Source organism: Brachybacterium sp. NBEC-018, from assembly GCF_024860185.1.
Lineage (GTDB): Bacteria > Actinomycetota > Actinomycetes > Actinomycetales > Dermabacteraceae > Brachybacterium > Brachybacterium rhamnosum.
This window is the reverse complement of record NZ_CP100650.1, coordinates 576792-599418: the sequence shown is the minus strand read 5'-3', so window position 1 is coordinate 599418 and position 22627 is coordinate 576792. Positions and strand designations below refer to the sequence as shown.

Annotated in this window: 21 protein-coding genes; 9 read left to right on the top strand and 12 right to left on the bottom strand. The window is 72.6% G+C overall.

The window, feature by feature from the left end; translation table 11 throughout:
- Positions 1 to 4: 4 nt before the first annotated feature.
- From NLU66_RS02720 to NLU66_RS02700, 5 genes are all read right to left on the bottom strand, one after another.
- Positions 5 to 475: a ribose-5-phosphate isomerase gene (locus NLU66_RS02720; RefSeq protein ID WP_259361422.1), complete on the bottom strand. Its 471-nt coding sequence runs from the start codon at positions 473 to 475 to the stop codon at positions 5 to 7.
- A gap of 37 nt (positions 476 to 512) precedes the next feature.
- Positions 513 to 2216: a dihydroxyacetone kinase family protein gene (locus NLU66_RS02715; protein ID WP_259361421.1), complete on the bottom strand. Its 1704-nt coding sequence runs from the start codon at positions 2214 to 2216 to the stop codon at positions 513 to 515.
- Between the two features lie 152 nt (positions 2217 to 2368).
- Positions 2369 to 3727 carry an MFS transporter gene (locus NLU66_RS02710; RefSeq protein WP_259361420.1) on the bottom strand — a complete coding sequence of 453 codons (1359 nt, stop codon included), beginning with the start codon at positions 3725 to 3727 and terminating at the stop codon, positions 2369 to 2371.
- Positions 3728 to 3815: 88 nt separating this feature from the next.
- The gene (locus NLU66_RS02705; RefSeq protein ID WP_259361419.1) at positions 3816 to 4718 is read right to left on the bottom strand and encodes a phosphogluconate dehydrogenase C-terminal domain-containing protein; all 903 of its coding nucleotides are present in this window, start codon (positions 4716 to 4718) and stop codon (positions 3816 to 3818) included.
- A gap of 25 nt (positions 4719 to 4743) precedes the next feature.
- Entirely contained in the window at positions 4744 to 5574 is an 831-nt protein-coding gene (locus NLU66_RS02700; RefSeq protein ID WP_259361418.1) for a sugar phosphate isomerase/epimerase family protein, read from the bottom strand.
- Positions 5575 to 5836: 262 nt separating this feature from the next.
- On the opposite strand from NLU66_RS02700, the gene NLU66_RS02695 reads away from it, so the two are divergent.
- From NLU66_RS02695 to NLU66_RS02675, 5 genes are read left to right on the top strand one after another with little or no spacing between them, the layout of a single operon-like run.
- The gene (locus tag NLU66_RS02695) at positions 5837 to 6514 is read left to right on the top strand and encodes a DUF2291 domain-containing protein (protein WP_259361417.1); all 678 of its coding nucleotides are present in this window, start codon (positions 5837 to 5839) and stop codon (positions 6512 to 6514) included.
- Entirely contained in the window at positions 6514 to 8049 is a 1536-nt protein-coding gene (locus tag NLU66_RS02690) for a sugar ABC transporter ATP-binding protein (RefSeq protein WP_259361416.1), read from the top strand. Before NLU66_RS02695 ends, NLU66_RS02690 begins: the two co-directional genes overlap by 1 nt.
- A complete protein-coding gene (locus tag NLU66_RS02685) occupies positions 8039 to 9163 on the top strand; it encodes an ABC transporter permease (protein WP_259361415.1) in 1125 nt (374 codons plus the stop codon). Before NLU66_RS02690 ends, NLU66_RS02685 begins: the two co-directional genes overlap by 11 nt.
- Positions 9160 to 10128 carry a D-ribose ABC transporter substrate-binding protein gene (locus NLU66_RS02680; RefSeq protein ID WP_259361414.1) on the top strand — a complete coding sequence of 323 codons (969 nt, stop codon included), beginning with the start codon at positions 9160 to 9162 and terminating at the stop codon, positions 10126 to 10128. The genes NLU66_RS02685 and NLU66_RS02680 overlap by 4 nt, the downstream gene beginning before the upstream one ends.
- A gap of 20 nt (positions 10129 to 10148) precedes the next feature.
- On the top strand, positions 10149 to 10922 hold the full coding sequence (locus NLU66_RS02675) for an SDR family NAD(P)-dependent oxidoreductase (protein ID WP_259361413.1): 774 nt from the start codon (positions 10149 to 10151) through the stop codon (positions 10920 to 10922).
- A gap of 25 nt (positions 10923 to 10947) precedes the next feature.
- Here the strand turns inward: NLU66_RS02675 and NLU66_RS02670 are convergent, their stop codons facing one another.
- From NLU66_RS02670 to NLU66_RS02640, 7 genes are all read right to left on the bottom strand, one after another.
- Positions 10948 to 11691, bottom strand: a complete 744-nt coding sequence (locus NLU66_RS02670) for a FadR/GntR family transcriptional regulator (protein WP_259361412.1) — start codon at positions 11689 to 11691, stop codon at positions 10948 to 10950.
- A 12-nt stretch (positions 11692 to 11703) separates the two neighbouring features.
- Positions 11704 to 13473, bottom strand: a complete 1770-nt coding sequence (locus NLU66_RS02665) for a hypothetical protein (protein ID WP_259361411.1) — start codon at positions 13471 to 13473, stop codon at positions 11704 to 11706.
- An 8-nt stretch (positions 13474 to 13481) separates the two neighbouring features.
- Positions 13482 to 14342: a carbohydrate ABC transporter permease gene (locus NLU66_RS02660; protein ID WP_259361410.1), complete on the bottom strand. Its 861-nt coding sequence runs from the start codon at positions 14340 to 14342 to the stop codon at positions 13482 to 13484.
- Positions 14339 to 15235 (bottom strand): carbohydrate ABC transporter permease, encoded by an 897-nt coding sequence (locus NLU66_RS02655; protein WP_259361409.1) that lies wholly within the window; start codon positions 15233 to 15235, stop codon positions 14339 to 14341. The genes NLU66_RS02660 and NLU66_RS02655 overlap by 4 nt, the downstream gene beginning before the upstream one ends.
- Positions 15232 to 16500 carry an ABC transporter substrate-binding protein gene (locus NLU66_RS02650; protein WP_259361408.1) on the bottom strand — a complete coding sequence of 423 codons (1269 nt, stop codon included), beginning with the start codon at positions 16498 to 16500 and terminating at the stop codon, positions 15232 to 15234. The genes NLU66_RS02655 and NLU66_RS02650 overlap by 4 nt, the downstream gene beginning before the upstream one ends.
- Entirely contained in the window at positions 16497 to 17363 is an 867-nt protein-coding gene (locus NLU66_RS02645) for a nucleoside hydrolase (RefSeq protein ID WP_259362526.1), read from the bottom strand. Before NLU66_RS02645 ends, NLU66_RS02650 begins: the two co-directional genes overlap by 4 nt.
- 79 nt (positions 17364 to 17442) lie before the next feature.
- Complete coding sequence (locus NLU66_RS02640; protein ID WP_259361407.1) at positions 17443 to 18495, bottom strand: nucleoside hydrolase; 1053 nt, start codon at positions 18493 to 18495, stop codon at positions 17443 to 17445.
- A 154-nt stretch (positions 18496 to 18649) separates the two neighbouring features.
- Here NLU66_RS02640 and NLU66_RS02635 point away from each other — a divergent pair, with 154 nt between their 5' ends.
- The 4 genes from NLU66_RS02635 (at position 18650) to NLU66_RS02620 (ending at position 22565) form a co-directional block, all read left to right on the top strand.
- Positions 18650 to 19666, top strand: a complete 1017-nt coding sequence (locus NLU66_RS02635; protein ID WP_259361406.1) for a LacI family DNA-binding transcriptional regulator — start codon at positions 18650 to 18652, stop codon at positions 19664 to 19666.
- Between the two features lie 92 nt (positions 19667 to 19758).
- Complete coding sequence (locus NLU66_RS02630; protein WP_259361405.1) at positions 19759 to 20679, top strand: sugar phosphate isomerase/epimerase family protein; 921 nt, start codon at positions 19759 to 19761, stop codon at positions 20677 to 20679.
- A 38-nt stretch (positions 20680 to 20717) separates the two neighbouring features.
- Positions 20718 to 21491 (top strand): SDR family NAD(P)-dependent oxidoreductase, encoded by a 774-nt coding sequence (locus NLU66_RS02625; RefSeq protein WP_259361404.1) that lies wholly within the window; start codon positions 20718 to 20720, stop codon positions 21489 to 21491.
- Between the two features lie 114 nt (positions 21492 to 21605).
- On the top strand, positions 21606 to 22565 hold the full coding sequence (locus NLU66_RS02620; protein ID WP_259361403.1) for a 3-hydroxyacyl-CoA dehydrogenase family protein: 960 nt from the start codon (positions 21606 to 21608) through the stop codon (positions 22563 to 22565).
- Positions 22566 to 22627 lie beyond the last annotated feature (62 nt).

The following is a 22627-nucleotide window of genomic DNA, read 5'->3' as shown; positions in this document are numbered from 1 at the left end:
GGGTTCAGGCCTTCTCGAGGGAGCCGTCGTAGGCGCAGATCGCGTCGACCTTCTCCGCGGAGGAGGAGGTGGGGTCGAACTCGAGGTCGAGCCACACCTTCACGAGCTCCTTCGCGAGTTCGAGACCGATGACCCGCTCGCCCATGCACAGGACCTGCGCGTTGTTCGACAGCACCGAGCGCTGCACCGAGTAGAGGTCGTGCGCGGTGACGGCGCGGATGCCGCTCACCTTGTTCGCGGCGATCGCGACGCCGAGGCCGGTCCCGCAGATGAGCAGGGCGCGGTCCGCCTCGCCGGCGGCGACCTTCTCCGCGGCGGCGACGGCGACGTTCGGGTACAGCTCGCCGTCCTCACGTCCTCCCACGCCGACGTCGGTCACGGACGCGACGCGGGGGTCGTTCTCGAGCAGCTCCTTCAGGGCGGACTTGTGGCCGTAGCCGGCGTTGTCGGATCCGGTGACGATGCGCAGGGCCATGGTGATCTCCTCAGGGGTGGTGGTGCTGGTCAGGACGTCAGGACAGGTGCTCGCCGAGCTCGGTCATGAGGATCGAGAACGAGATCGCGCCCGGGTCGGGGGTGCCGAGCGAGCGCTCGCCCAGCACGCGGGAGCGGCCCAGGCGGGCGGTGATCTCCGCGGTCGCGGCGGCCGCCTCGCGGGCGGCGCCCGCGGCCTCGAGGATCGCGGCGGCCGGGTTCTCCCCGGTGAACGCCTGCTCCAGGGTGGCACGGAAGGGGACGGCGGCGTCGACCATGGTCTTGTCGCCCACCTGGGCGCCGCCGAGGCGCAGCACCGCGTCGATGCCGGCGTCGAGCGCGTCGACGGCGGTGCGCGGGGCGGCGCCCTCGTCATCGGAGTAGACGCCCGCCGCGGCGGTGAGCGCCGCGCCCCAGAGCGCGCCGGAGGTGCCGCCGGCGGACTCGGACCACGCCTCGCCCGCCCGCACGAGCAGGGTGCGCGCGCCGGCGCCCTCGTCGAGCGCGGCGCGGGCGGCCTTCGCGGCGCCCGTGGAGCCGTAGGCCATGCCCTGGCCGTGGTCGCCGTCGCCGGCGATCTGGTCGATGCGGCCCAGCTCGGCCTCCTCGCGGGCGCAGACGGCCTGGAACAGGTCCAGGACGTCCGCGACCTTCGCGGCGGTCGCGCGGGAGGCGTCGCTCGCGGCGGGGACCGGGTCCGCGCCGGGGGTCCAGTAGCTCTCGCGCGGCTCGCGCTCGACGGGGGCGACGGCGCCGCGGCGGTAGGCGGGGGTGTCGACGGGCGCGAGCCAGTGCTGCTCGAGCTCCTCGTCGAGGAAGACGAGGGTGAGGGAGAGGCCGGCCATGTCGAGGCTCGTGATGAACTCGCCGACCTCGGGGCGCACGGGAGTGATGCCGGCGGCCTCGAGCAGCTCGGCGACCTTCGCGTAGACCACGAAGAGCTCCTCGTACTTCACGGTGCCGAGGCCGTTGAGGATCACGGCGGCGCGGCCGGAGGATCCCTCAGGACGCTCGGCGAGCAGGCCCTCGACGAGGAGCGTCGCGATCTCGTCGGCGGTGCCGACGGGCTCGTCGCGCACGCCGGGCTCGCCGTGGATGCCGAGGCCCACGCCCATCTGGCCCGCGGGCACGTGGAAGAGGGCGTCGTCCGCGCCGGGGAGGGTGCAGCCGTCGAAGGCGACGCCGAAGGAGCGGGTGGCGTCGTTGGCCTTCCAGGCGATCCGCTCGGCCTCGTCGAGGTCCGCGCCGGCCTCGATCGCGGCGCCCGCGATCTTGAAGACGGGCAGGTCGCCGGCGATGCCGCGGCGGTCGCGGTGCTGGTCAGGGGTGTTGGAGACGATGTCGTCGCTGACCTTGACGATGCGCACGTCCACGCCCTCGGCGCGGAGCTTCTCGGCGGCGAGGCCGAAGTGCAGCACGTCCCCGGCGTAGTTGCCGAAGCCGAGGATCACGCCGCCGCCGTTCTCGGCGTTGCGGGCGACGGAGTACACCTGCGAGGCGGACGGCGAGGCGAAGACGTTGCCGCACGGGGCGCCGTGCCCCATGCCGGGGCCCACCCAGCCGGCGAAGGCGGGGTAGTGGCCGGAGCCGCCGCCGATCACGAGGGCGGGCTGGCCCTTCGGGGTGAGGGTGGGGCGCACGACGCCGCCGTGGACCTCGGCGACGTGCTCGGGGTGGGACAGGGCGAGACCCCGAACCGCCTGGGCGGCGAACTGGGTGGGGTCGTTGTAGAGCTTCGTCATCGGGAACTCCTGGGCGGGCGCCGGCGGCGGTGCGGCGCGGTGGACGGGGCGGGGTCGTCGTCGACCGCTCGGGGCGTGGGGACGACCCGTCGACGGAGACGATCCTATAGGAAAATGTCTCGGGTGGGGATCCGGGCCGCGCCCGGCCCCGATCACCGCGAGGTGAGCGGGGCCGGGGCGGTGGTCGGGGCGACGTCGGCCGTCCCCCTTCCGCCGCGGGCGAGCACGACCATGAGCAGCGCGGAGATCAGCATGAACACGCCCACGAGCGCCATCGGCGCCTCGTAGCCGCCCGTCCAGTCGTGGACGGCGCCGGTGATGTACGGGGCGCTGAAGCCGCCGAGGTTCCCGAGCGTGTTGATGAGCGCGACGCCCGCGGCGGCGGCCGCCCCCGTGAGGAACTGCGTGGGCAGCGTCCAGAAGTTCGGCAGCGCCGCGAAGATCGCGCAGGCCGTCACCGTGATGACCGCGATGGTCAGCGCGGGGGAGGGGGCGAGCAGCGCGAGCGGGATCGAGACCCCGCCCACCAGCGCGGGGACCGCGATGTGCCAGGTGCGCAGGCCGTTCCGGCTCGCGTGGCGGGACCACAGCACCATGACCACGGCCGCCGGCACGTAGGGGATCGCCGTGATGAGACCCTTCGCGAGCACGCCGAAGGTCTGCCCGCTCTGGTCCTGGAAGCCCTCGATGATCGTGGGCAGGAAGAAGGCGAGGGCGTAGAGCCCGTAGATGAAGCCGAAGTAGATCAGGGCGAGCATCCACACCCGGCCGCTGCGGAAGGCGAAGCGGGCCGGGACGTGCCCGGTGCCCTCGCTCTTGGCCGCGGACTCCTTCTCGAGCGCCTCGGTGAGCCACTCCTGCTCGGCGCGGCTGAGCCAGCGGGCGTCGGCCGGGCGGTCCTTGAGGTACACGAGCGCGAGGATGCCGACGATGATCGCGGGCAGGCCCACGCCGAGGAACATGACGCGCCAGCCCTCGAGGCCGAACAGCCCGTGCTGCTGGATGAGGAGCCCGGCGAGCGGGGCGCCGACCACCGTGGTCAGCGGCTGGGCGAGGTAGAAGAGCATGAGGATGCGGCCGCGGTGCGCGGCGGGGACCCAGAGGCTGAGGAAGAGGATCGCGCCGGGGAAGAACCCGGCCTCCGCGACGCCGAGCAGGAAGCGCAGCACGGTGAGCGAGGTGAAGCCCTGCACCCAGGTGAAGGCGACGGCGACGACGCCCCAGCTGATCATGATGCGGGCGAGCCAGATCCGCGCGCCGAAGCGGTGCAGGGCGAGGTTCGAGGGGATCTCCAGCAGGATGTAGCCGATGAAGAAGACGCCCGAGGCGAAGCCGAACTGCGCCGCCGTGAGGGCGAGGTCGCTGTTCATGCCGTTGGGGGCGGCGAAGCCGATCGCGGTGCGATCGAGGTAGTTGATGAAGAACATGAGCGCCACGAAGGGGACGAGGCGGATCGAGACCTTGCGGATCGCGGAGCGGGCCACGGGGTTCTCGGCGGGTGCTGCGGTCACGGTGACTCCGATGTCGAGGTGAGGGCGTGCGGGTGGGGCGGCGGGCGCACGCTGGGGCGCCCGCCGCCGAGAGAGGGGGAGGGAGGGGTCAGCGCTCGATCGCGGGGATGTCGAGCATCTGGGCGAGGACCTTGTCGAGCTCCTCGTCGTCCCAGACCTTCGTCCAGTCGGGGGCGATGATCGACTCGCGGCCGTAGTCCATGGCGCGCAGGCACGCGTCGGAGAACGGGTTCGAGCCGCGCAGGGCGTTGGTGAGGGCGATGAAGATGTGGCCGTGGAAGAGGGCCCGCACGGCCGGCTCGGGGATGCCCACGACGTTCACCGCGTGGTCCATCGAGTCCTTGAGGAACTGGCCGATCATGCAGCCGGTGGTCTCCACGAGGGTCGGCTCGAGCTGGGCGAGCTGCTTGACCGTCACCCAGTGCACGTCGATGACCGGGGCGTAGATCGCCCGGATGACCTTCGCGATCCGCTCGCGGACCTGCTCGTCCTCGCCCTCGTAGGCCGCGACGACCTCCTGCGGGGCGGCGATCCCGCCGAAGGTGTCCGCCCACTCCTCCGGGGTGGTGCGCTCGAGGAAGACGGACGGGTGGGCGGGGTGCGCGCACGCCTGGTGCACGCCCTCGCGCTGCGTGAGCAGCCCCGCGTAGGAGGCCGCCGGGTCGAGGGTCAGCAGGACGCCGCCCTCCTTCATGAGCGGCACCACCGTCGCGGAGACGGAGCCGAGGGCGACGTCCGGCACGGCGAGGATGACGACGTCGGCCTGGGCGGCGGCGGTCTCGAGGTCGGTGGTCTCCCGGCCCAGGGCGGCGAGGCGCTCGCGGCCGGCCTCGGAGGACTCGACGTAGAGGATCGGGGCGTCGGTGAGGTTGAGGTTGTTCGAGACGCGGGTGCCCATCTTGCCGCTCGCGCCGACGACGGCGACGGTGATCGAGGGATCCAGCTCGACGGTCTTGCCGAAGAGCGGGTTGAGCTCCTTGCTGCTGGTCATGGTGTTCTCCTTCGGTGGGTGGGGGTCAGTCGGTGTGCGCCGCGCGCCAGTCGCGCAGCGCGGTGAGGGTGCGGGTGGTCCAGTCCCGCTCGGCGGCGAGGGTCGTGGGGAGGTCGCCCTGCCACGGCAGCCAGTGCTCGACGATCGCGGCGGGGGCGCCGTCCTCGGCGCGGCGGTGGCCGGGCGGGTAGACGCTGCGCAGCTCGTGGTCGAGGTCGAGCAGGCCCTCGCCGATCGGGGCACCCGAGTAGCGGAACCCCACCCAGCCCTCCTCGCGCGTGAAGCGGAAGTCCTTGACGTGGAGGTCCGCGGTGCGCGGGGCGCAGGACTCGACGACCTGGCGGGGGTGCTCGAGCGCGGAGACGCAGTTGGCGGGATCGAGGCAGATCCCCACGAGCGGGGAGTCGAGCTCCTCGACGAGGGCGAGGAGATCCGCGGTGGGCAGCTGCTCGTAGGTCTCGAGCGCGAGGGTCACGCCCGCGGCCTCGAGGCGGGGGAGCGTGCGGCGCAGGGTGCGGGCGGCGGCCTCGACGCCGCGAGCGATCTCCGGGGCCTGCACCATCGAGCGCAGGGTGCGCGCCCCGAGAGCGCCGGCCATGTCGACGAAGCGGGCGAGGTGCTCGGGGTCGATGCCGCGGGTGCCGAGCTCGAGCTCGATGCCGTGGCCCTCGGCGCGGGAGCGGAGGGCGCGCAGGCCGGCGGCGTCCTCCCCGAGGATCCGCGGGTCGTCGCAGATCTGGAAGACCTCGCACCCAAGCTCCGCGGCGCGGTCGATCATGCCGGCGACGCCCAGCGGCCGGGGGTTCACGTCCTGGAACTCCCAGAACAGGGCGTAGGTGCCGATGCCGATCTTCATGCGCTCACTCCGATGTGCGGGCCGTGGTCCAGAGCGCCCACCGCGGTCCTGCGGCGGGGCGTCGGGCCGACAGTACGCATCCGACGGCGAATTGGTCAACCGGTTGGCGAGCGGGTCACGAGGTGTTGACAGGTCAACCGGTTGCCTCATAGGGTCCCGGCAACCCGTGGCGGTGGACCGCCGCGGGACGCCGACCCGCCGCCCCGGCGAGGAGCGGCGAGAGCCGGGCCCAGAGTCGGACCCGGGGACGAAGGAGACATCGATGTCCGCAGCCTCGTCGGCCCGCCCCTGGTGGCGGCGCCCCGTCCTCATCGCCCCGCTCGCCGTCGCGGCCCTCGTCGTCGCGATGCTCCAGCAGACGACCTTCGTCGGCGCGGGGGAGAGCATCGGCGGGGACGAGGTCTCCTCGGCCGACGACGCCACCGCGCTCGCACGGGACGGCTACACGAGCACCGTCGTCCCCGCGATCACCGAGCAGCCCACCCCCGTCACCGAGATCGTCACCGCCGCGCTCGAGGACCCCGAGGCCGCCGGCGAGGAGCACGGCCGGCACGAGGCCGAGGGCAAGCCCTACAGCTACGCCGTCACCGCCACGGGGAAGGTCGTCGAGGGGGAGTTCGGGGAGCTCGGCCTCGAGGTCGAAGGCCTTCCCCGGGAGGTGAGCCTCGGCATCGCGGTCCCGCCCTACGGCGCCTCCTCCTCCCTCCGCGACGTCGGCCTCGACGTGCAGTACGGCGACTTCGAGAACCAGATCGCGTACCAGGGCGTCGCCTTAGAGCTGAACTCCCTCGCTGCGGAGGACGCCTACGAGGACCTGGACCCCGAGGACCTCCTCGGGAGGACCGTGACCGTCCAGGGCGCCACCACCTGGACCTCCGTGCACGGGGGCGACGTCACCCACCTGAGCGTGCTCCCGGTCTCGATCGAGGAGCCCTCCTGATGACCGCCACCAGCCTCCGCGCCGAGGGCGTGACGAAGGCCTACGGCGCCACGCATGCGCTGCGCGGGGTGGACCTCGAGCTGCGCGGCGGGGAGGTGACCGCCCTGCTCGGCGAGAACGGCGCCGGCAAGTCCACCCTCATGAAGATCCTCTCCGGGGTCGAGCGGCCCACCGCGGGGACCATCACCCTGGACGGCGAGGAGATCGTGCTCGCCGACACCGTCGACGCCGCCGCGCACGGCATCGCGATCATCCATCAGGAGCTGAACCTCTGCCCGAACCTCACCGTCGCCGACAACATCTTCCTGGGCCGCGAGCGGCTGCGCTGGGGCATGGTCGACGCCGAGGCGCAGCGCCGCGTGGCCGTGGAGTTCCTCGAGCGGCTCCAGGAGCCGCTGGACCCCGCCGCCCTCGCCGGCGACCTCACCCTCGGGCGCCAGCAGCTCGTCGAGATCGCCCGCGCCCTGAGCGTCGACGCCCGCGTCCTCATCATGGACGAGCCCACCTCCGCGCTCTCCGAGGCGGAGGCCGGCGTGCTCTTCACCGTGATCCGCGACCTCACGGCGCGGGGCGTCGCCGTCGTCTTCATCTCCCACCACCTCGAGGAGTGCCTCGAGATCGCCGACCACGCCGTGGTGCTCCGCGACGGCCTCGTCGTCGCCCGCCGCCCCATGGCGGAGGTGGACATGACCTGGATCGTCACCGCGATGGTGGGACGCGAGGAGGAGGACCTCTACCCCGAGCGGACCGCGGTCCCGGGCGAGGTGCTGCTGGACGTGCGCGACCTCGTCGTCGCCGATCCCGACGGCACCGGCCGCGCGGCCGTCAAGGAGGCCACCCTCGCCCTCCACGAGCGGGAGGTGGTCGGCATCTTCGGCCTCATGGGCGCCGGCAGGACCGAGCTGCTCGAGGCGCTCGCCGGTCGCCTCCCCGCGCAGTCCGGCACCGTCGAGCTCGCGGGGCGCGACCTGGCGGGCCTCACGATCGCCGAGCGGATCGGGGAGGGGCTGGTGCTCGTCCCCGAGGACCGGCAGCGGGACGGCCTGGTGCAGAGCCTCGGCGTGGGCGCGAACATGGCGCTCGCCGCCGTCGGCCGGTTCCTGCGCGGCGGCTTCGTCGCCCGCGCGGCGGAGCGGACCGCGACCGAGGAGGGCCGGGGCCGGGTGCGGCTGAAGACCGCGAGCCTCGACGCCCCCATCACCTCGCTCTCCGGGGGCAACCAGCAGAAGGTCGTCATCGGGAAGGCCCTGCTCACGCAGCCCCGCGTGCTGCTCCTGGACGAGCCCTCCCGCGGCATCGACGTGGGCGCGAAGGCGGACATCTTCGCCCTCATGGCCGATCTCGCCGTCCGCGGGACCGGGGTCCTCTTCGCCACCTCCGAGGTCGGGGAGGTGCTCCATGCATGCGACCGGATCCTCGTGATGGCACGAGGGCGGATCGTCGCGGATCTCCCGCCGGGGGAGACCACCCGAGAGGACATCCTGGCGCTCGCCGACGGCGGCGCCCAGCACGAGGGAGCATCCGATGAGCGTTGAGACCCGCACCGCCGATCCCGCCGCCCCGCCCGGGGCCTCGGGTCGGGGTGGATCCCTCCTGAAGGGCCGCGGCATCGGCGAGCTGCTCATGGACCAGCGCGCGTTCGTCGCGCTGATCGTCCTCGTCATCGTCTTCTCGCTGCTCTCCGACGCCTTCCTGACGCCGTCGAACCTCGTGGTCATGACCAAGCACGTCGCCTACAACGCGATCCTCGCGCTCGGCATGCTGCTGGTGATCATCACCGGCGGCATCGACCTCTCGGTGGGCTCCGTCGTGGGGCTCTCGGGGATCGTCGCCGGGATGCTGCTGCAGGGCTGGGAGCTGTCGCTCCTCGACACCACCGCCTATCCCGCCGTCTGGGTCGTGGTCGTGATCGCGCTCGCCGTCGGCGGGCTCGTCGGGGCGCTGAACGGCCTGCTCGTCACCCGCTTCCACGTCGCGCCGTTCATCGCGACGCTCGGGACCATGTACATCGCCCGCGGGGCGGCGCTGCTGATCTCCGACGGCACCACCTTCCCCCGCCTCCAGGGGGACGAGGCCCTCGGCAACACGGGCTTCTCGTTCCTCGGCCTCGGCACGCCGCTCGGCATCCCCACGGCGATCTGGATCATGGTCGTGGCGGCGGTACTGGTGTGGCTGCTCGTGGCGCGCAGCGGATTCGGCCGTCACCTCTTCGCGACCGGCGGCAACGAGCGCGCCGCGGAGCTGTCCGGGGTGAAGGTCCGCAGCGTGAAGATGCGCGTCTACGTGATCTCCGGTCTCTGCGCCGCCATGGCCGGGCTGATCATCGCCTCGGAGCTCACCTCCGCGGCGCCGCAGACGGGCCAGAGCTTCGAGCTCAACGCGATCGCGGCCGTCGTGATCGGCGGGGCCTCCCTCGCCGGCGGGCGCGGGAGCGTGCGCGGCGCGCTGATCGGCGCCTTCGTCATCGGCTTCCTCTCCGACGGCCTCGTGCTGATCGGCGTCTCGAGCTTCTGGCAGACGGTCATCAAGGGTCTCGTGATCGTCCTCGCGGTGATCCTCGACCAGAGCCAGGTGCGGCTGAAGCGACGGCGGGCCGCCGCGGCCGCCGCCCGCAGCCTCGCCGCGGACACCGCGGAGGTGCGGGCATGAGCCCCCGGATCGGCCGTCGCGCACTCCTGACCGCCGCGGTCGGCGGCGCCGCCCTCACCGCCTGCACGAACGGCGAGGAGAAGAAGGCGGGAGGCGCCGCCGGCGGCCTCATCGCGATCATCACCCCCTCGCCCTCGAACATCTTCTACAAGACGGAGGCCGACGCCGCCGTCGCCGAGGCGGAGCGGCTGGGCTACACCGCCCAGACGGACTCGCACGACGACGACCCGAGCATCCAGAGCTCGCTCTTCGACACGGCGATCTCCAACGGCGCCGCGGCGATCATCTGCGACAACGCCGGGGCCGACGTCACCATCGGCGCCGTGCAGAAGGCCGTCGACGCGGGCGTGCCCGTCTTCCTCATCGATCGCGAGATCAACGAGCGGGGCATCGCGACCGCGCAGATCGTCGCCAACAACTCCCAGGGCGCCGGGCTGGTCGCCGAGTCCTTCGTCGAGGCGATGGGCGCGAAGGGCCCCTACCTCGAGCTCAAGGGCAAGGAGGTGGACACGAACGCGGCCGTGCGCTCGAACGCCTTCCACGCGATCATCGACCAGTACGAGGAGCTCGAGATGGTCGCCCAGGAGACCGCGAACTGGGACCAGCAGGAGGCGTTCACGAAGACCCAGACCATCCTCCAGGCGCATCCGGAGATCGCCGGGATCGTCGCCGCGAACGACACCATGGCCGTGGGCGCCGTCGCGGCGGTCGACGCCGTGGGCCGCACCGGGGACGTGGTCGTCGTCGGCTTCGACGGCAGCCCCGACGCGGTCGACGCGATCCTCGCCGAGAAGATGCACGCCACCGGCATCCAGCCGGCGGTCACCATCTCCGAGATGGCCGTCCAGCAGGCGGATGCGTACCTCCGCTCGGGGGAGACGAGCATGCCCGAGAAGCAGTCGGTCGACTGCCTGCTCGTGGACCCCACCAACGCCGATCGCTACACCCTGTTCGCGATCGAATGACCCTCCCGAAGGAGACCAGCATGACCCGAGAGACCCCCGCCATCGGCCGACTCGACGGACGGACGGCGCTCGTCACGGGCGCCGCCGCCGGGATCGGACGCGCGATCGCGGACCGTTTCGTCGCGGAGGGGGCCCGTGTCGCCTACGCCGACCGCGACCTGCCCGCCGCGGAGGCCGCCGCCGGGACGTCGGGGCGCGGCGTCGCCGTGCGGATGGACGTCTCCGACGAGGAGAGCGTCGAGGCCGCGTACGCGCAGCTCGCGGAGCAGGGACTGCGCCCGGACGTGATCGTCGCGAACGCGGGGGTGCAGCTCTTCGGGCAGGACGCGAAGGTCGCCGACGTCCCCCTCGAGGCGTGGGACCGCACGCTCGCGGTGAACCTCACCGGCACCTTCCTCACCCTCAAGCACGGGGTCCGCGCGCTGCTCGAGGGCGGGGGCGGCTCGATCATCGCGACGGGCAGCCCCACCGGGCTGAACGGCGAGGGCGCCGACTTCGCCGCCTACAGCTCCACCAAGGGCGGGATCCACTCGCTCGTCCGGGCCACGGCGAACGCCTACGCCGCGGACGGCATCCGCGTGAACACCGTCGTGCCCGGCTACACCGAGACGACCCTGGTGAGCACCATCGCGGAGGACCCCGAGGCGCGGGCCGGGATCGTCGGCCGCACCCCGCTCGGCCGAGCCGGTCGCCCGGAGGACGTCACCGGGATCATGGTCTACCTCGCGAGCGAGGAGTCCTCCTTCGCCACCGGCGCGATCTTCCGCGTCGACGGGGGCATGACCTCGCTCTGACCGCCCGCCGCGCGGGCGCGGCCGCTCAGTCGGCCGTGCCCGAGGCGCGGAGGATGCGCGAGCGGGCCGTGGCCATGTGCGCCACCATCGCCGAGGCCGCCCGGTCGCCGTCGGCCGCCTCGAGCGCCGCGAGGATCTCGGCGTGCTCCTCCCGGGCCAGGCGCATGTCCTCCTGGTCGTGCACGGCGCGGTCGTTGTAGACGCGCAGCAGCGTGCGGCTCACGTCGAGCAGGTCGGTGAGCATCGAGTTGTCCGCGGCGCGGGCGAGCACCGCATGGAACTCCGCATCCGCGGCGACGAAGGCGGCGGCGTCCTCCTGCGCGCCCTCCATCGCGGTGATCGTGCCGCGCAGGGCCTCGATGAGCGCGGCGTCCACCCGGCCGGCGGCGAGCCGCGCGGTGTAGCTCTCGAGCCCCGCGCGCAGCTCGATGAGCTGGTCGGTGTTCTGCTCGCCGATCATGAGGCCCCAGCGGAGGGTCTGCGGGAGCAGGTCGCTCGCGGATCCCCGCAGGTAGGTGCCGGAGCCCGGGCGCACGTCGATGATGCCGAGGATCTCGAGGGCGGCGAGCGCCTCGCGCACCGCGGAGCGACCCACCCCGAGGGAGGCGGCGAGCTGCCGCTCCGGGGGCAGCCGGGTGCCGGCCTCGAGGTCGCCGCCCGTGAAGAGCTCCAGCAGCCGGTGCGCCACCTGGGAGACCGGGGTCCCGGCCGGGACCGCCACCAGGGAGGAGACGATCGCGTCCGAGGAGCTGTCGGAGAAGGCTGGCATGGGAGGAACCTATCAACCGGTCGCGGTGAGGGAGCCGGGGGGCAGCGTGACCGTGCCGCCGCCCTCGGGCAGGGTCGCCGACAGCGGCTCGAGGCGGGCGTTGACCAGCACCAGGCCGTGCTCGTGCGCGATCGCCGCGGTGCCCGGTCCGGTGAGCTCGGGCAGCACCCGGAGCTGCTGGCCGGCGAGCCCGGCCAGCAGCGTGATCGCCTCTCCCGCCGGCGTCGGCCCGTCGTCCCCCAGCACGCCGCGCGGGCCGGCGGCCTCCATGAGCGTGAGCTGCTCGACCCCCTGCGCGGCGGCGACGGCGACGACCGCGGCGAGCCAGGCCCCGGCCCAGGCGGTGCCCTGCCGGGGATCGACGGAGCCCGGGACGTGGTGCGCGCCGTGGCCGGTGGCGTCGTCGCGGTCCACGAGCTCCGCCCGCGTCGCGACCGCGTTGACCCGCGGGCGCAGGGTCACGGGGCCCAGCAGCAGGCGGGCATCCGGGTGCAGCGTCCTGGCGGAGCCGAGCACGTCCGCGAGGGCGCCGATCGCCTCGACCGCGTGCCAGGTCTCCTGCTGGTGCATCTGGGGCGTGCTCGGGAAGGCGAGCAGGGGCAGATCCGCAGGGAGCTCGGCGTGCTCGCGGTTCAGCTCCGTGAAGTGGGAGCGGGCGGCGAGGACGGGCTCGAGACCCGTGCTTGCGAGGGCCGCGGCGAGCGTGCGGGCGAGGGCCCGGGTGGTCACGTGGCGGGACTCGTCGACCAGGCTCACCCGGCGCAGGGGGAGCCCCGCGGCCGCGGCGGCGGTGAGCACGGCGGGGAGGTCGGTGCGCTCCGTGCCGATGACCCACAGGTCGGCGGGGAGCCCCGTCGCTGCGGCCTCCGCCGCGGCGGCGCGCAGGACGGCGGGCACGTCGAAGCGGTCGCTGGCCTCGACGAGCAGGTGGTCGAGGCCCGTGAGCGCGGAGAGCTGACCAGCACCGGCCGGCGAGGCCGCCGTGGTGGCCCCGACCCCGAGACGCGGCATCCTCACCACGGGCGCGCCCTCGAGCAGCGCCGCCAGGTCCACCGCGGCCGCGGTGGTGGGACCGACGGCGAAGTCCCGGGTCGCCGCGGGCGCGGGGGACGTCGCGGTCAGCTCGACCTCCTGCACCACCCGCTCCCCGGCCTCGACCCGGTAGGGGAAGGGGAGGACGAGCGGGCGGCTGTAGATCTTGTAGCTCGCGTCCGTCCAGTTGCGCTGGTCCTCCATCTCGAAGACGTCCCCGTCGAGCTGCAGCAGCGCCCGCACGTCCCGGTGGGAGAGGTCGAGGGAGCGGATGTCGAACAGCGGCTGCCACGGCGACACCGTGCGCGGGAAGCGGAAGCGCCGCTCCTGGCCGTCGGGGGTGCGGGCGGTCGCGTCGTCCCCGGCCATCGCACGGGGCAGCATCACGGTGAGCCCCACCCGGTTCGTCACGAGAGCAGGCTCTGCCTCCAGCGTGAACCGCACCCGCACGCTCCCGGGGTCGATCTCGAGGACCGTCGTCGCGCGCGCCGCGCCGTCGGCCCCGGTGTACGCGACCTCGAGCTCCCGCACGAGCAGCTCGCCCCGGTGGGACCAGCTCTCGCGCAGAACCTGCGGGGGCACCGTGTCCCAGTCCCGGTCGCGGACGGCCGGTCGCAGGGTCTCCACGAGCACCACGCCGTCCAGCGCGATCTCGCTGATCTCGTCCCCCTCGAGGCGCAGGCTCCACCGCCCGTGCCGGCGCCGCTCCCGGGCGTCGACCGGCTCGTCACTCCGTCGCGTGCTCGTCATGGTGGCCATCATCCCTTCGTCGCGCCGGCCGTCAGCCCGCCCACGATGTACTTCTGCAGCAGCAGGTACAGCACCAGGATCGGCACCACGGCGATGAGGATCCCCGCGGCGAGGCCCGTGTAGTTCGTCGCGAACTGGCCCTGGAAGTTCAGCAGGCCCAGCGGGATCGTCCGGTTCCCCTCGGAGCTCAGCAGCGACAGCGCGAGGAACAGCTCGTTCCAGGTGGAGACCGCGTCGAGGATACCCACCGTCACGAGCGCGGGCACGGAGAGAGGCAGCACCAGGCGGAAGAAGATCCGCGCGTCCCCCGCGCCGTCGAGGCGGGCGGCCTCGATCAGCTCGTCCGGCACCCGCCGGAAGAACGCCTGCAGCACGAGCACCTCGAAGGGCAGGCCGAAGGCGATGTACGGCGGGATGATCCCGACGATCGAGTCCGTCATGCCGGCGCTGCGCAGCATGCTGAACAGCGGCACGATCGCGATGTAGATCGGGATCGTCATCCCCAGCACCACGGTGAACAGGACGGCGCTGCGGAAAGGGAACTCGAGCTTGGACAGGGCGTAGGCGAGCAGCGACGCGATGAAGACGCCCAGCGGCACCTTCACGACGAGCAGGAAGGCGCTGTTGAGGTACGCCGTCCCGAACTGTCCCGCGGCCCAGGCCTCCGGGAAGTTCGCGAGGGTGAGCTCGCCGGGCCAGGAGACCGGGCCGTGGCTGAGGAAGTCGGAGAGCGGGCGCAGTGCGGAGATCACCAGCAGGATCAGCGGCGAGATCCACACGAGCGCGGCGACCACGGAGCCGGCGGTCACGACGCCGCCCTCGAGGCGGCGACGGTGCGGGCGGGGGCGGGAGGCGGCGGTGGCGGTCATGAGCTCTTCACCTGCGATCGGACGTAGGGGATCCCGGCGGCGAGGGCGACCAGGGTGATGACGACGGCGATGGCCGTGCCGTAGCCGGCCTCGAAGTACTGGAAGACGTTCGCGTACATCCATGTGCCCATGACCTGCGTCGTGTAGCCGGGGCCGCCGTAGGTCATGGCGTAGACGAGGTCGAAGGCCTTGAACGACTCGATGAGGGACAAGGCGAGCACGATGTAGTGCGTGTCGCGCAGGCTCGGCACGGTGATCCGCCAGAACTGCTGCCAGCGGTTCGCACCGTCCATCGACGCCGCCTCGTACTGCTCGCTCGGGATCGACTGCAGCGCCGCCAGGTACAGGAGCATCGGGAACCCGGTGCGCACCCACACGGCGGGGATCATCACGGCCCACAGCGCGGTGGAGTCCTGACCCAGCCAGCTCTGCTGCAGGGCGTCGAGGCCCAATGCGCCGAGCACCGTGTTGATCGCCCCGTCGGTCGGGTCGTACAGCCACGCCCAGATCGAGGCGATCGAGACGAGCGGCAGCACGGCCGGGGCGTAGAAGACCGAGCGCAGCACGGGGGAGGTGCGGGATCTCCGGTTCAGCACCACCGCGAGCAGCAGGCCCAGCACCATCGGAAGGGCGATCGTCACGAGCGCCCAGAGCACGTTGTTGACCGCGGCGATCCCGACCACGGAGTCGGAGAGCATCGCCGTGTAGTTCGCGAGCCCCACGAAGTGCTGCGTGTCGGAGAGTCCGTCCCAGTCGGTGAGGCTGATCCACAGGGCCTGCAGCGCGGGCCAGACCAGGAAGGCCAGGTAGATGACGAGGGCCGGGGCGGCGAAGGCCCACGGGAGCAGGCGTGGCCGGCGGACCGCCGAGGGGTCGAGGGTTCCTGCGCTCATGCCTGGTTCCTCCATTCGGAGACGATCGTCTGCATGTCGGCGGCGGCGGTGCGCGGGTCGTCCTTGCCCTGCAGCACGCTCGACTGGACGGCGAAGTAGCTGTCCGCCACCGCTTTGGGGAAGGCCTGGTCCTGGATCGTGTAGATCGGGCTGGTCTCCCGGATCGAGGTCCATGCGGCGCTGAGCGGGAACTGCTCCGGGTCCGGTGGGGACGCGAGCACGGCGGACTGCGAGTTCCCGAGGGCCTTCTGCACCGCGGGGGTGAGGAGGTGCGCGAGGAGAGCGGCGGCCTCGTCGGGTGCCCCGCTGGTCGCCGAGATCATGAACCCCTCGACGAAGCCGGAGTGGCGCACCACGTCGTGGTCGGTGGGGAGCAGGAAGGTGTCGAAGTCCGTGACGGGCTTCCCCGAGGGGAGGATGTACTGCCCCTCGATCCACGGGCCGCTGATCGTGTAGGCGGTGGTGCCCTGCACGAAGCTCTGCTCGGCGTCCGCCGGGGCGACGCCGAGGGCGCCGGGGGTGATCCAGCCGCGGTCGTTCCAGGTGCGGAAGAGCTCGAAGGCCTCGACGACGGCCTGGTTCTCCCAGCTCTCCTCGCCCACGAGGAGCGCGTCGTGCAGCTCGGGCCCGGCGGTCGTCTCGAGCAGGTACTCGAACAGCCGCATGATGTGCCAGCCGTACTTGCCGCCGAACCCGGCGGGCGTGACGCCGGAGGCGAGGATCGCCTCGTTCGCGGCCTCGAGCTCGCCGTAGGTGGTGGGGACCGCGGCGCCGGCCTGCTCGAAGAGCGCGGCGTTGCACCAGGCCCCGAGCGAGGCGACGTTGAGCGGGGCGCCGTGGCGCTCGCCGTGGAAGGTCATCCCCTCGATCCCGGCGGGGGCGAGGGCCTCCTCCCAGCCGTACTGCTCGTAGTAGGGCGCGAGGTCCACGGTGAGCCCCGCGTCGACGAAGGGCTGGCCGATCTGCCCGCCCCAGATGCGCCACACGTCCGGGGCGTTGCCGCCGAGGATGCGGGTGCGGAGCTTGTCGGGGAACTGGGCGGCGCCGGAGCCGGGGACGGTGTCGAGGGTCGTGGCGGTGCCGGAGTCGGCGGTGAAGCCCGCGAGCTGCTCGCGCAGCAGCTCGGCGGAGTCGACGTCGTCGTAGGTGAGGACGGTGAGGCCGTCGGCCGTGTCGGTCGTGCCCACCCCGCTCGCACAGGCGGCGAGCGAGAGCGCCCCCGGCAGCGCGAGCCCGCCGGCGAGGACGCTGCGGCGTGCGGTCACGACGGGCTCCCCGGGGTGATCCCGGCGAAGCGCCGCAGCTTCGCGAAGAAGTCCTCGAGCAGGTAGCGGCCGTCGTACAGCTCGCACACCCGCACGGTGCCGCCGGTGCCGGGGAGCAGCCCGCCCTCCGCCCCGAAGGTCGGTGCGGGACGGGTGCGGAACAGGCCGCCGTGGGCGTTGAGCATGAGCCCGATCGCGGGGGAGTCGCCGAGGGCGCGGTGCTCGATGGGGCCGTCCACCCAGCGCGCGTTCCAGGCCACGAGCTGGTCCACGAGGTAGCGGCCCAGCTCCCCGCAGGGCGCGACCCTCTCCTCGAGCTCCGCGTAGCCGACGGAGGTCATGACGTAGGCGCTGCGCGGCACCTGCCAGATCCGGATCCCGGAGCGGAAGACGACGTTCGCCGCGGCGACGTCGTTGCGGAGGTTGAACTCGGAGCGCTCGCCGGTCTCGCGGTCGTCGTAGCCCGGCCCGCCGATCCAGATCACGGTCGTGTCCGTCCCGGCGATGCTCGGGTCCAGGAGCAGCGCGGAGGCCATGTCGGTGAGCGGGCCCAGGAAGGCGATTTGGAGGGGGCCCGCGTCCTGCCGGTGCGCCTCCTCGATGATCAGCCGAGCACCGGGGGAGTCCGCGGCGACGGTCTCGTCGGGCAGGGCCGCCTCGGCCCCGTTCTCGACGCGCACGTCGGCCCGGCCGAGGTGGCCCAGGAGCAGGTCGATCTCCGCGCGGGAGTCGAGCATGCTGGTCGCGGAGCGCTCCTCACCGAAGTGGGCGGCGATGAGGCCGCGCACGTCGAGGGTCTCGGAGAGCAGGGCGTGGACGATCGCGAACTGGTCGTCCGCCTCGTTCTTGGCGTCGGTGTCGATGATGACGCGGCGGGTGCGAGGGGTGGGGGTGCTTGGTCATGGGGGCTCCTCGTCGAGCGGGATGGACAGGTGGGGCGGTTCAGGCGGAGGCGAGCCAGGCGTCGAGCTCGGCGAGCTTCGTGAAGAGGTCCTCGAACATCAGGCGCGTGTCGACCTGGGTGTAGATCCGCATCGGCCGGGCGTCGGGTCGGGCGGTGTAGGTGCCGTCGGCCTCGAGGGCGGGCGTCGGCACGACGACGTGGCGGCTCGAGGCGGAGTCCGGCTCGAAGGCGGAGCGGAGGGCGGTGAGCAGCACGAGCGGCGAGTCGCCGAGGGCGTAGGTCTCCGGCATGGCGTGACCGTGCGCGGCGACCGTCTCGACGACGGCCCGGGTCTCCTCGTGGAGGTACCGGCCGACGGGCCCCGTCGCCGCCACGCGCCGTCGCAGCTCGGCGGAGGAGACGAGGCACTGGCGGTAGACGTCCCGGGGGATCTGCCAGATCGGCAGTGCGGAGTCGGTGAACACCACCTGGGCGGCGTTCACGTCGATGAGCAGGTTGTACTCGATCGGCATCCCACCGGGCGGCGGGGCCGCGAGCTCCGGGTGCTCGTTGCCGCCGATCCACAGCAGGGTCATGCGCTCGGCGATGCGGGGCTCGAGCAGCAGTGCGGTGGCGAGGTCGGTGAGGCCTCCGCCGGCCGCGTAGAAGAGCGGCAGCCCGGTGTCCTCGCGGAGGGCCTCGTCGATGATCGCGGCGGCGGCGCTCGAGGGCTGCGGGGTGCCGCGATCCGGGAGCGGAGTGTTGGAGCCCGCGACGACGATCTCCGCGGCGTCGCATCCCATCCGGTCCATCACGTCACGGGCGATGGCCGCGGCCTGGGTCGCGGAGTCCGCGCCGGGGTAGAAGCCGTCGCCCTCCCGCAGCCGGGATCCGACGACGAGCGGGATCGTGACGGCGGGGGAGAGGAGGTGGTGCACGAGCTGGTAGAGGTCGTCGGGGTCGCCGGCGAAGTCGTTGTCGACGATGACGCGGGCCGACGGCGGCGCGGCGGCGGGTGCGGCGACGCCGTCGATCGTGGCCCAGGGTGTCTCGCCGGGGCGCCAGCGGCGCGGGGCGGGAGCGGGCGAGGGGGTGCGGGGGATGCGAGTCATCGTCGACCTCTGGTCCTGTCCGAAGCCAACCCTGGCGAACCGGTTGGCCAATTGTGTGATCGATCGCAGACGCTAACATGTGATCGTTCACCGAGGAAGACCCCTCCCGAAGGACGTGCGAATGCCCAGGTCAGCGGCCCCACATCGGCCCAGCATGGCGGATGTCGGTCGCACGGCAGGCGTCTCCGCGCAGACGGTCTCCCGCTTTGTCACGGGCACCGGGTACGTCTCCGCCGCGACCCGTTCCCGGATCGCGGCAGCGGTCGAGGAGCTCGGCTACCGGCCCCACCGTGGGGCCCGGAGCCTCCGTGCGAAGCGCAGCGGGGTGATCGGTCTGCTCTCCGTGGGAGAGCTGGTCCACGGCAGCGCCCAGATCCTCACCGGCGTGAGCCAGGCCGCCCGCTCCCTCGACCAGGTGCTGATGATCGCGCAGGTCGACGTCGGCCCCGAAGACTCCTCCGGAGCGGAGCCCTGGCGCCGCGAGGTGCGTCGCGCCCTGGACCACTTCCTCGGCGAGCCGGTCGACGGCCTGCTCGTCTCCGCCTCCTACCCTGGGATCGAGGACGATCTCGCCGCGGCCCGTGCCCAGGTCCCCCTGGTCCGGCTCACCGAGCTGCCCCATGGGGCGGAGGGCAGCGTCGGCACGCACTCCTTCGCAGCGGCCCTCGAGGGGACCCGGCACCTCGTGGCCGCCGGGCATCGCCGGATCCTGCATCTCGCCGGGCCGGAGCCGCGCAACGAGGCGCGCGAGCGCGAGCGCGGGTACCGCGCGGCGATGACCGAGGCGGGCCTCGAGCCCTCCGTGGAGGGTGGGGCGCGGGACTGGTCCTCCGAGGGCGGCGCGCGTGCGGCGGGACGGGTGGAGCCGGGCTCCTTCACCGGCGTCCTCGCCGCGAACGACGAGATCGCCCTCGGGTTCCTCAGCGGGATGGAGCGACGGGGCCTCCGAGCCCCGCGGGACTACTCGATCGTGGGGGTGGACGACATGCCCGCCGCCCGGTACTTCTCGCCCCCGCTCACCACGCTCCGGCTGGACTTCCGGGGGCTCGGGGCGATGGCGGTCGAGGGTCTCCACGAGATGATCGGCAGCGGCGAGGCCCCGACGCGTCGCGTGGTCGAGCCAGAGCTCGTCGTGCGGTCCTCCGTGGGCCCGCCTCCGCCCGCCTCCTGACCTGCGGCGCCGCCGAGCCGACGCCCCGCTTCCCACGCCGCGATCTTTTCCTATAGGATCTACGGCGAACACTTCATCGAGGAAGGCATCTGATGCTCACCGCTGAGAACTGGCCGATCGGCGCCAACATGCTGTCCTTCGGCAACACCACGCCGGACGGCACCCCCACCCTGGAGGCCTCGTCCTCGGTCTGGGCCTCGCAGCTCCGACAGGTCAAGGAGCTGGGCGTCGACCAGATCGACCCCACCGACGCCTGGCTGCCGCTCGCGAAGCTCTCCGACGAGCGCCTCGAGGAGTTCCGCCGCGTGCTCGACGGCGAGGGCCTCTCCCTCGCCTCGATCTCCATGACCCGCAACTCCGTCGTGGACGCCCGGAACGGCGAGCAGAACCTCGCCGATGCGCGCCGCTTCGTCGAGCTCGCCCCGAGCTTCGGCGTGACCGTCGTGAACACCGGCTTCATGCAGGCCACGACCCCGGCGCAGAACGACTCGGTGTGGTTCTGGCTCGAGGACGGCCACCACGACGACCCGGCCCTGCGCGACCTCGCGATCGAGCGGATCCGCGAGCTCGGCGACCTCGGTCAGGAGAACGGCGTGCAGATCAGCCTCGAGATGTACGAGGACACCTACGTCGGCACGGCCGACGACGCCGTCTCCTTCCTGGGCGACGTCGACCACGCGAACGTGGGCCTGAACCCGGACATCGGCAACATCGTGCGCCTGCACCGCGAGGTCGAGCCCTGGCAGGACATGTTCGAGAAGGTGCTGCCGCACGCGAACTTCTGGCACATCAAGAACTACTCGCGGGACTTCGACCCGGCGACCGGCGCCTACGCGACCGCACCGACCCCGCTCAAGTACGGCTACATCAACTACCGCCAGGTGATCCGCCGCGCCGTCGAGCTCGGCTACACCGGCCCGTTCTGCTGCGAGCACTACGGCTCGGACTCGCTCGGCGTCATCGCCGAGAACGTGCAGTACGTGCGCCAGGTGCTCACCTCGGCCCTCGCCTGACCCCGATCCCCTCGTCATCACCCTGCGAAGGAGCAGCAATGACCAGCACGTTCCCTGAGAAGCGCACCGCCGTCGTCACCGGGGCGGGCGCCCCGCGCGGCATCGGCCGCCACGTCGCCCGCGCCCTGGCCGCCGCCGGCTGGGACGTCGCCGCCCTCGACATCGACGCGGCCGCCGTGCAGGAGTTCGCGACGGAGCTCGCCGCCGAGTCCGGCCGCACGGTGATCGGCGTCGGCGTCGACATCTCCGACAAGGAGTCCGTGGAGGCCGCGTTCGCGGTGATCGACCGGGAGCTCCCGCCCGTCATCGCCGAGGTGAACCTCGCCGGCATCCCCAGCCCGCACTCGATCTTCGAGCTCGACGGCGAGACTTGGGACCGCGTCATGAATGTCAACGCCAAGGGCACCCTGTTCATGATGCAGGCCGCGGCGACCCGCATGATCGAGGGCGGTCACGGCGGCCGCATCGTCAACACCGCCTCGATCACCGCCTACGACGGCGGCGGCACCTTCTCCAAGATCGGCTACGCGGCGGCGAAGGCCGCCGTGCTGGGTCTGACCCGCGGCGGCGCCCGTGAGCTCGGCAAGCACGGGATCACCTGCAACGCCATCGTCCCGGGCCCGATCGACACCGACATCATGGGCGGCACCCTCACCGACGAGCGCAAGGCCGGGATGTCCGCCGACATCCCGCTGCAGCGCGTCGGCCAGCCCCAGGAGGTCGCGGGCCTCATCAAGTTCCTGACCAGCGAGGACTCGAGCTTCGTCAACGGGGACTCGGTCTTCGTCGACGGCGGCAAGCACATGGTCTGACCGGCCCCTCCCACATTCACCAGATATCCCATAGGATCACTGCTGTCGCCGCGGCGAGAGACACCGGGCACGACCCGGGCCCGCGGCCCAGCACAGACGAAGGAGTCCCCCAGCATGACCATCTCCACCGTGACGATCGTCGGCGCCGGCTACATGGGCGGCGGCATCGCCCAGGTCCTCGCGATCGCCGGCCTCGACGTGACCCTCGCCGACGTCAGCGTCGAGACCGCGAACGCCTCCCTCGAGCGCCTCCGCAACGAGGCCCGCGAGTTCGAGGCCCAGGGGCTCTTCGCCCCCGGCAGCGCGGACCTCGTCGAGAAGAACATCTCCGCGGGCAAGACGATCGAGGAGGCCGTCGCGGACGTCGACCTCGTCGAGGAGGCCGTCTTCGAGCGGCTCGACGTCAAGCGCCAGGTGCTCGGCCTCATCTCCGAGCACGCCCGCCCCGACACGATCATCGGCACCAACACCTCCACCATCCCGGTGAAGGAGCTCGAGAGCGCCGTGAAGCACCCCGAGCGCTTCCTCACCGTGCACTTCTCCAACCCGGCCCCCTTCATCCCGGGCGTCGAGCTCGTCGCCGGCGAGGCCACCACGCCGGAGACCGTCGCGGCCGTCAAGGCGCTGCTCGAGCGCTCCGGCAACCAGGGCGCACAGGTCGCCGACACCCCCGGCATGGTCCTCAACCGCCTCCAGTACGTGCTGCTCAAGGAGGCCATGTCGATCGTCGAGGAGGGCGTCGCCACGAAGGAGGACGTCGACACGATCGTCCGCACGACCTTCGGCTTCCGCCTCGGCTTCTTCGGCCCCTTCGCGATCGCCGACCAGGCCGGCCTCGACGTCTACGCCAACTGCTTCGAGACCTTCGAGAACGCCTTCGGCGAGCGGCTCGCGACCCCGCAGCTGCTGAAGGACGCCGTCGCCGCGGACCGCAAGGGCGTGAAGAACGGCGCCGGCCTGCTCGGCACCTACGACGAGGCCACGAGCGCCGAGCTCGTCGCCTACCGCAACAACGCCTACGCGAAGATGTCGCAGCTCCTCGCCGAGCTCGGCCCCGCCCCCAAGGCCTCCTGACCCGGGCCTCCACCCCAGCAGCACCCCGACCGCCGCCGGCGGGCCACGCGCCCGCCGGCTCG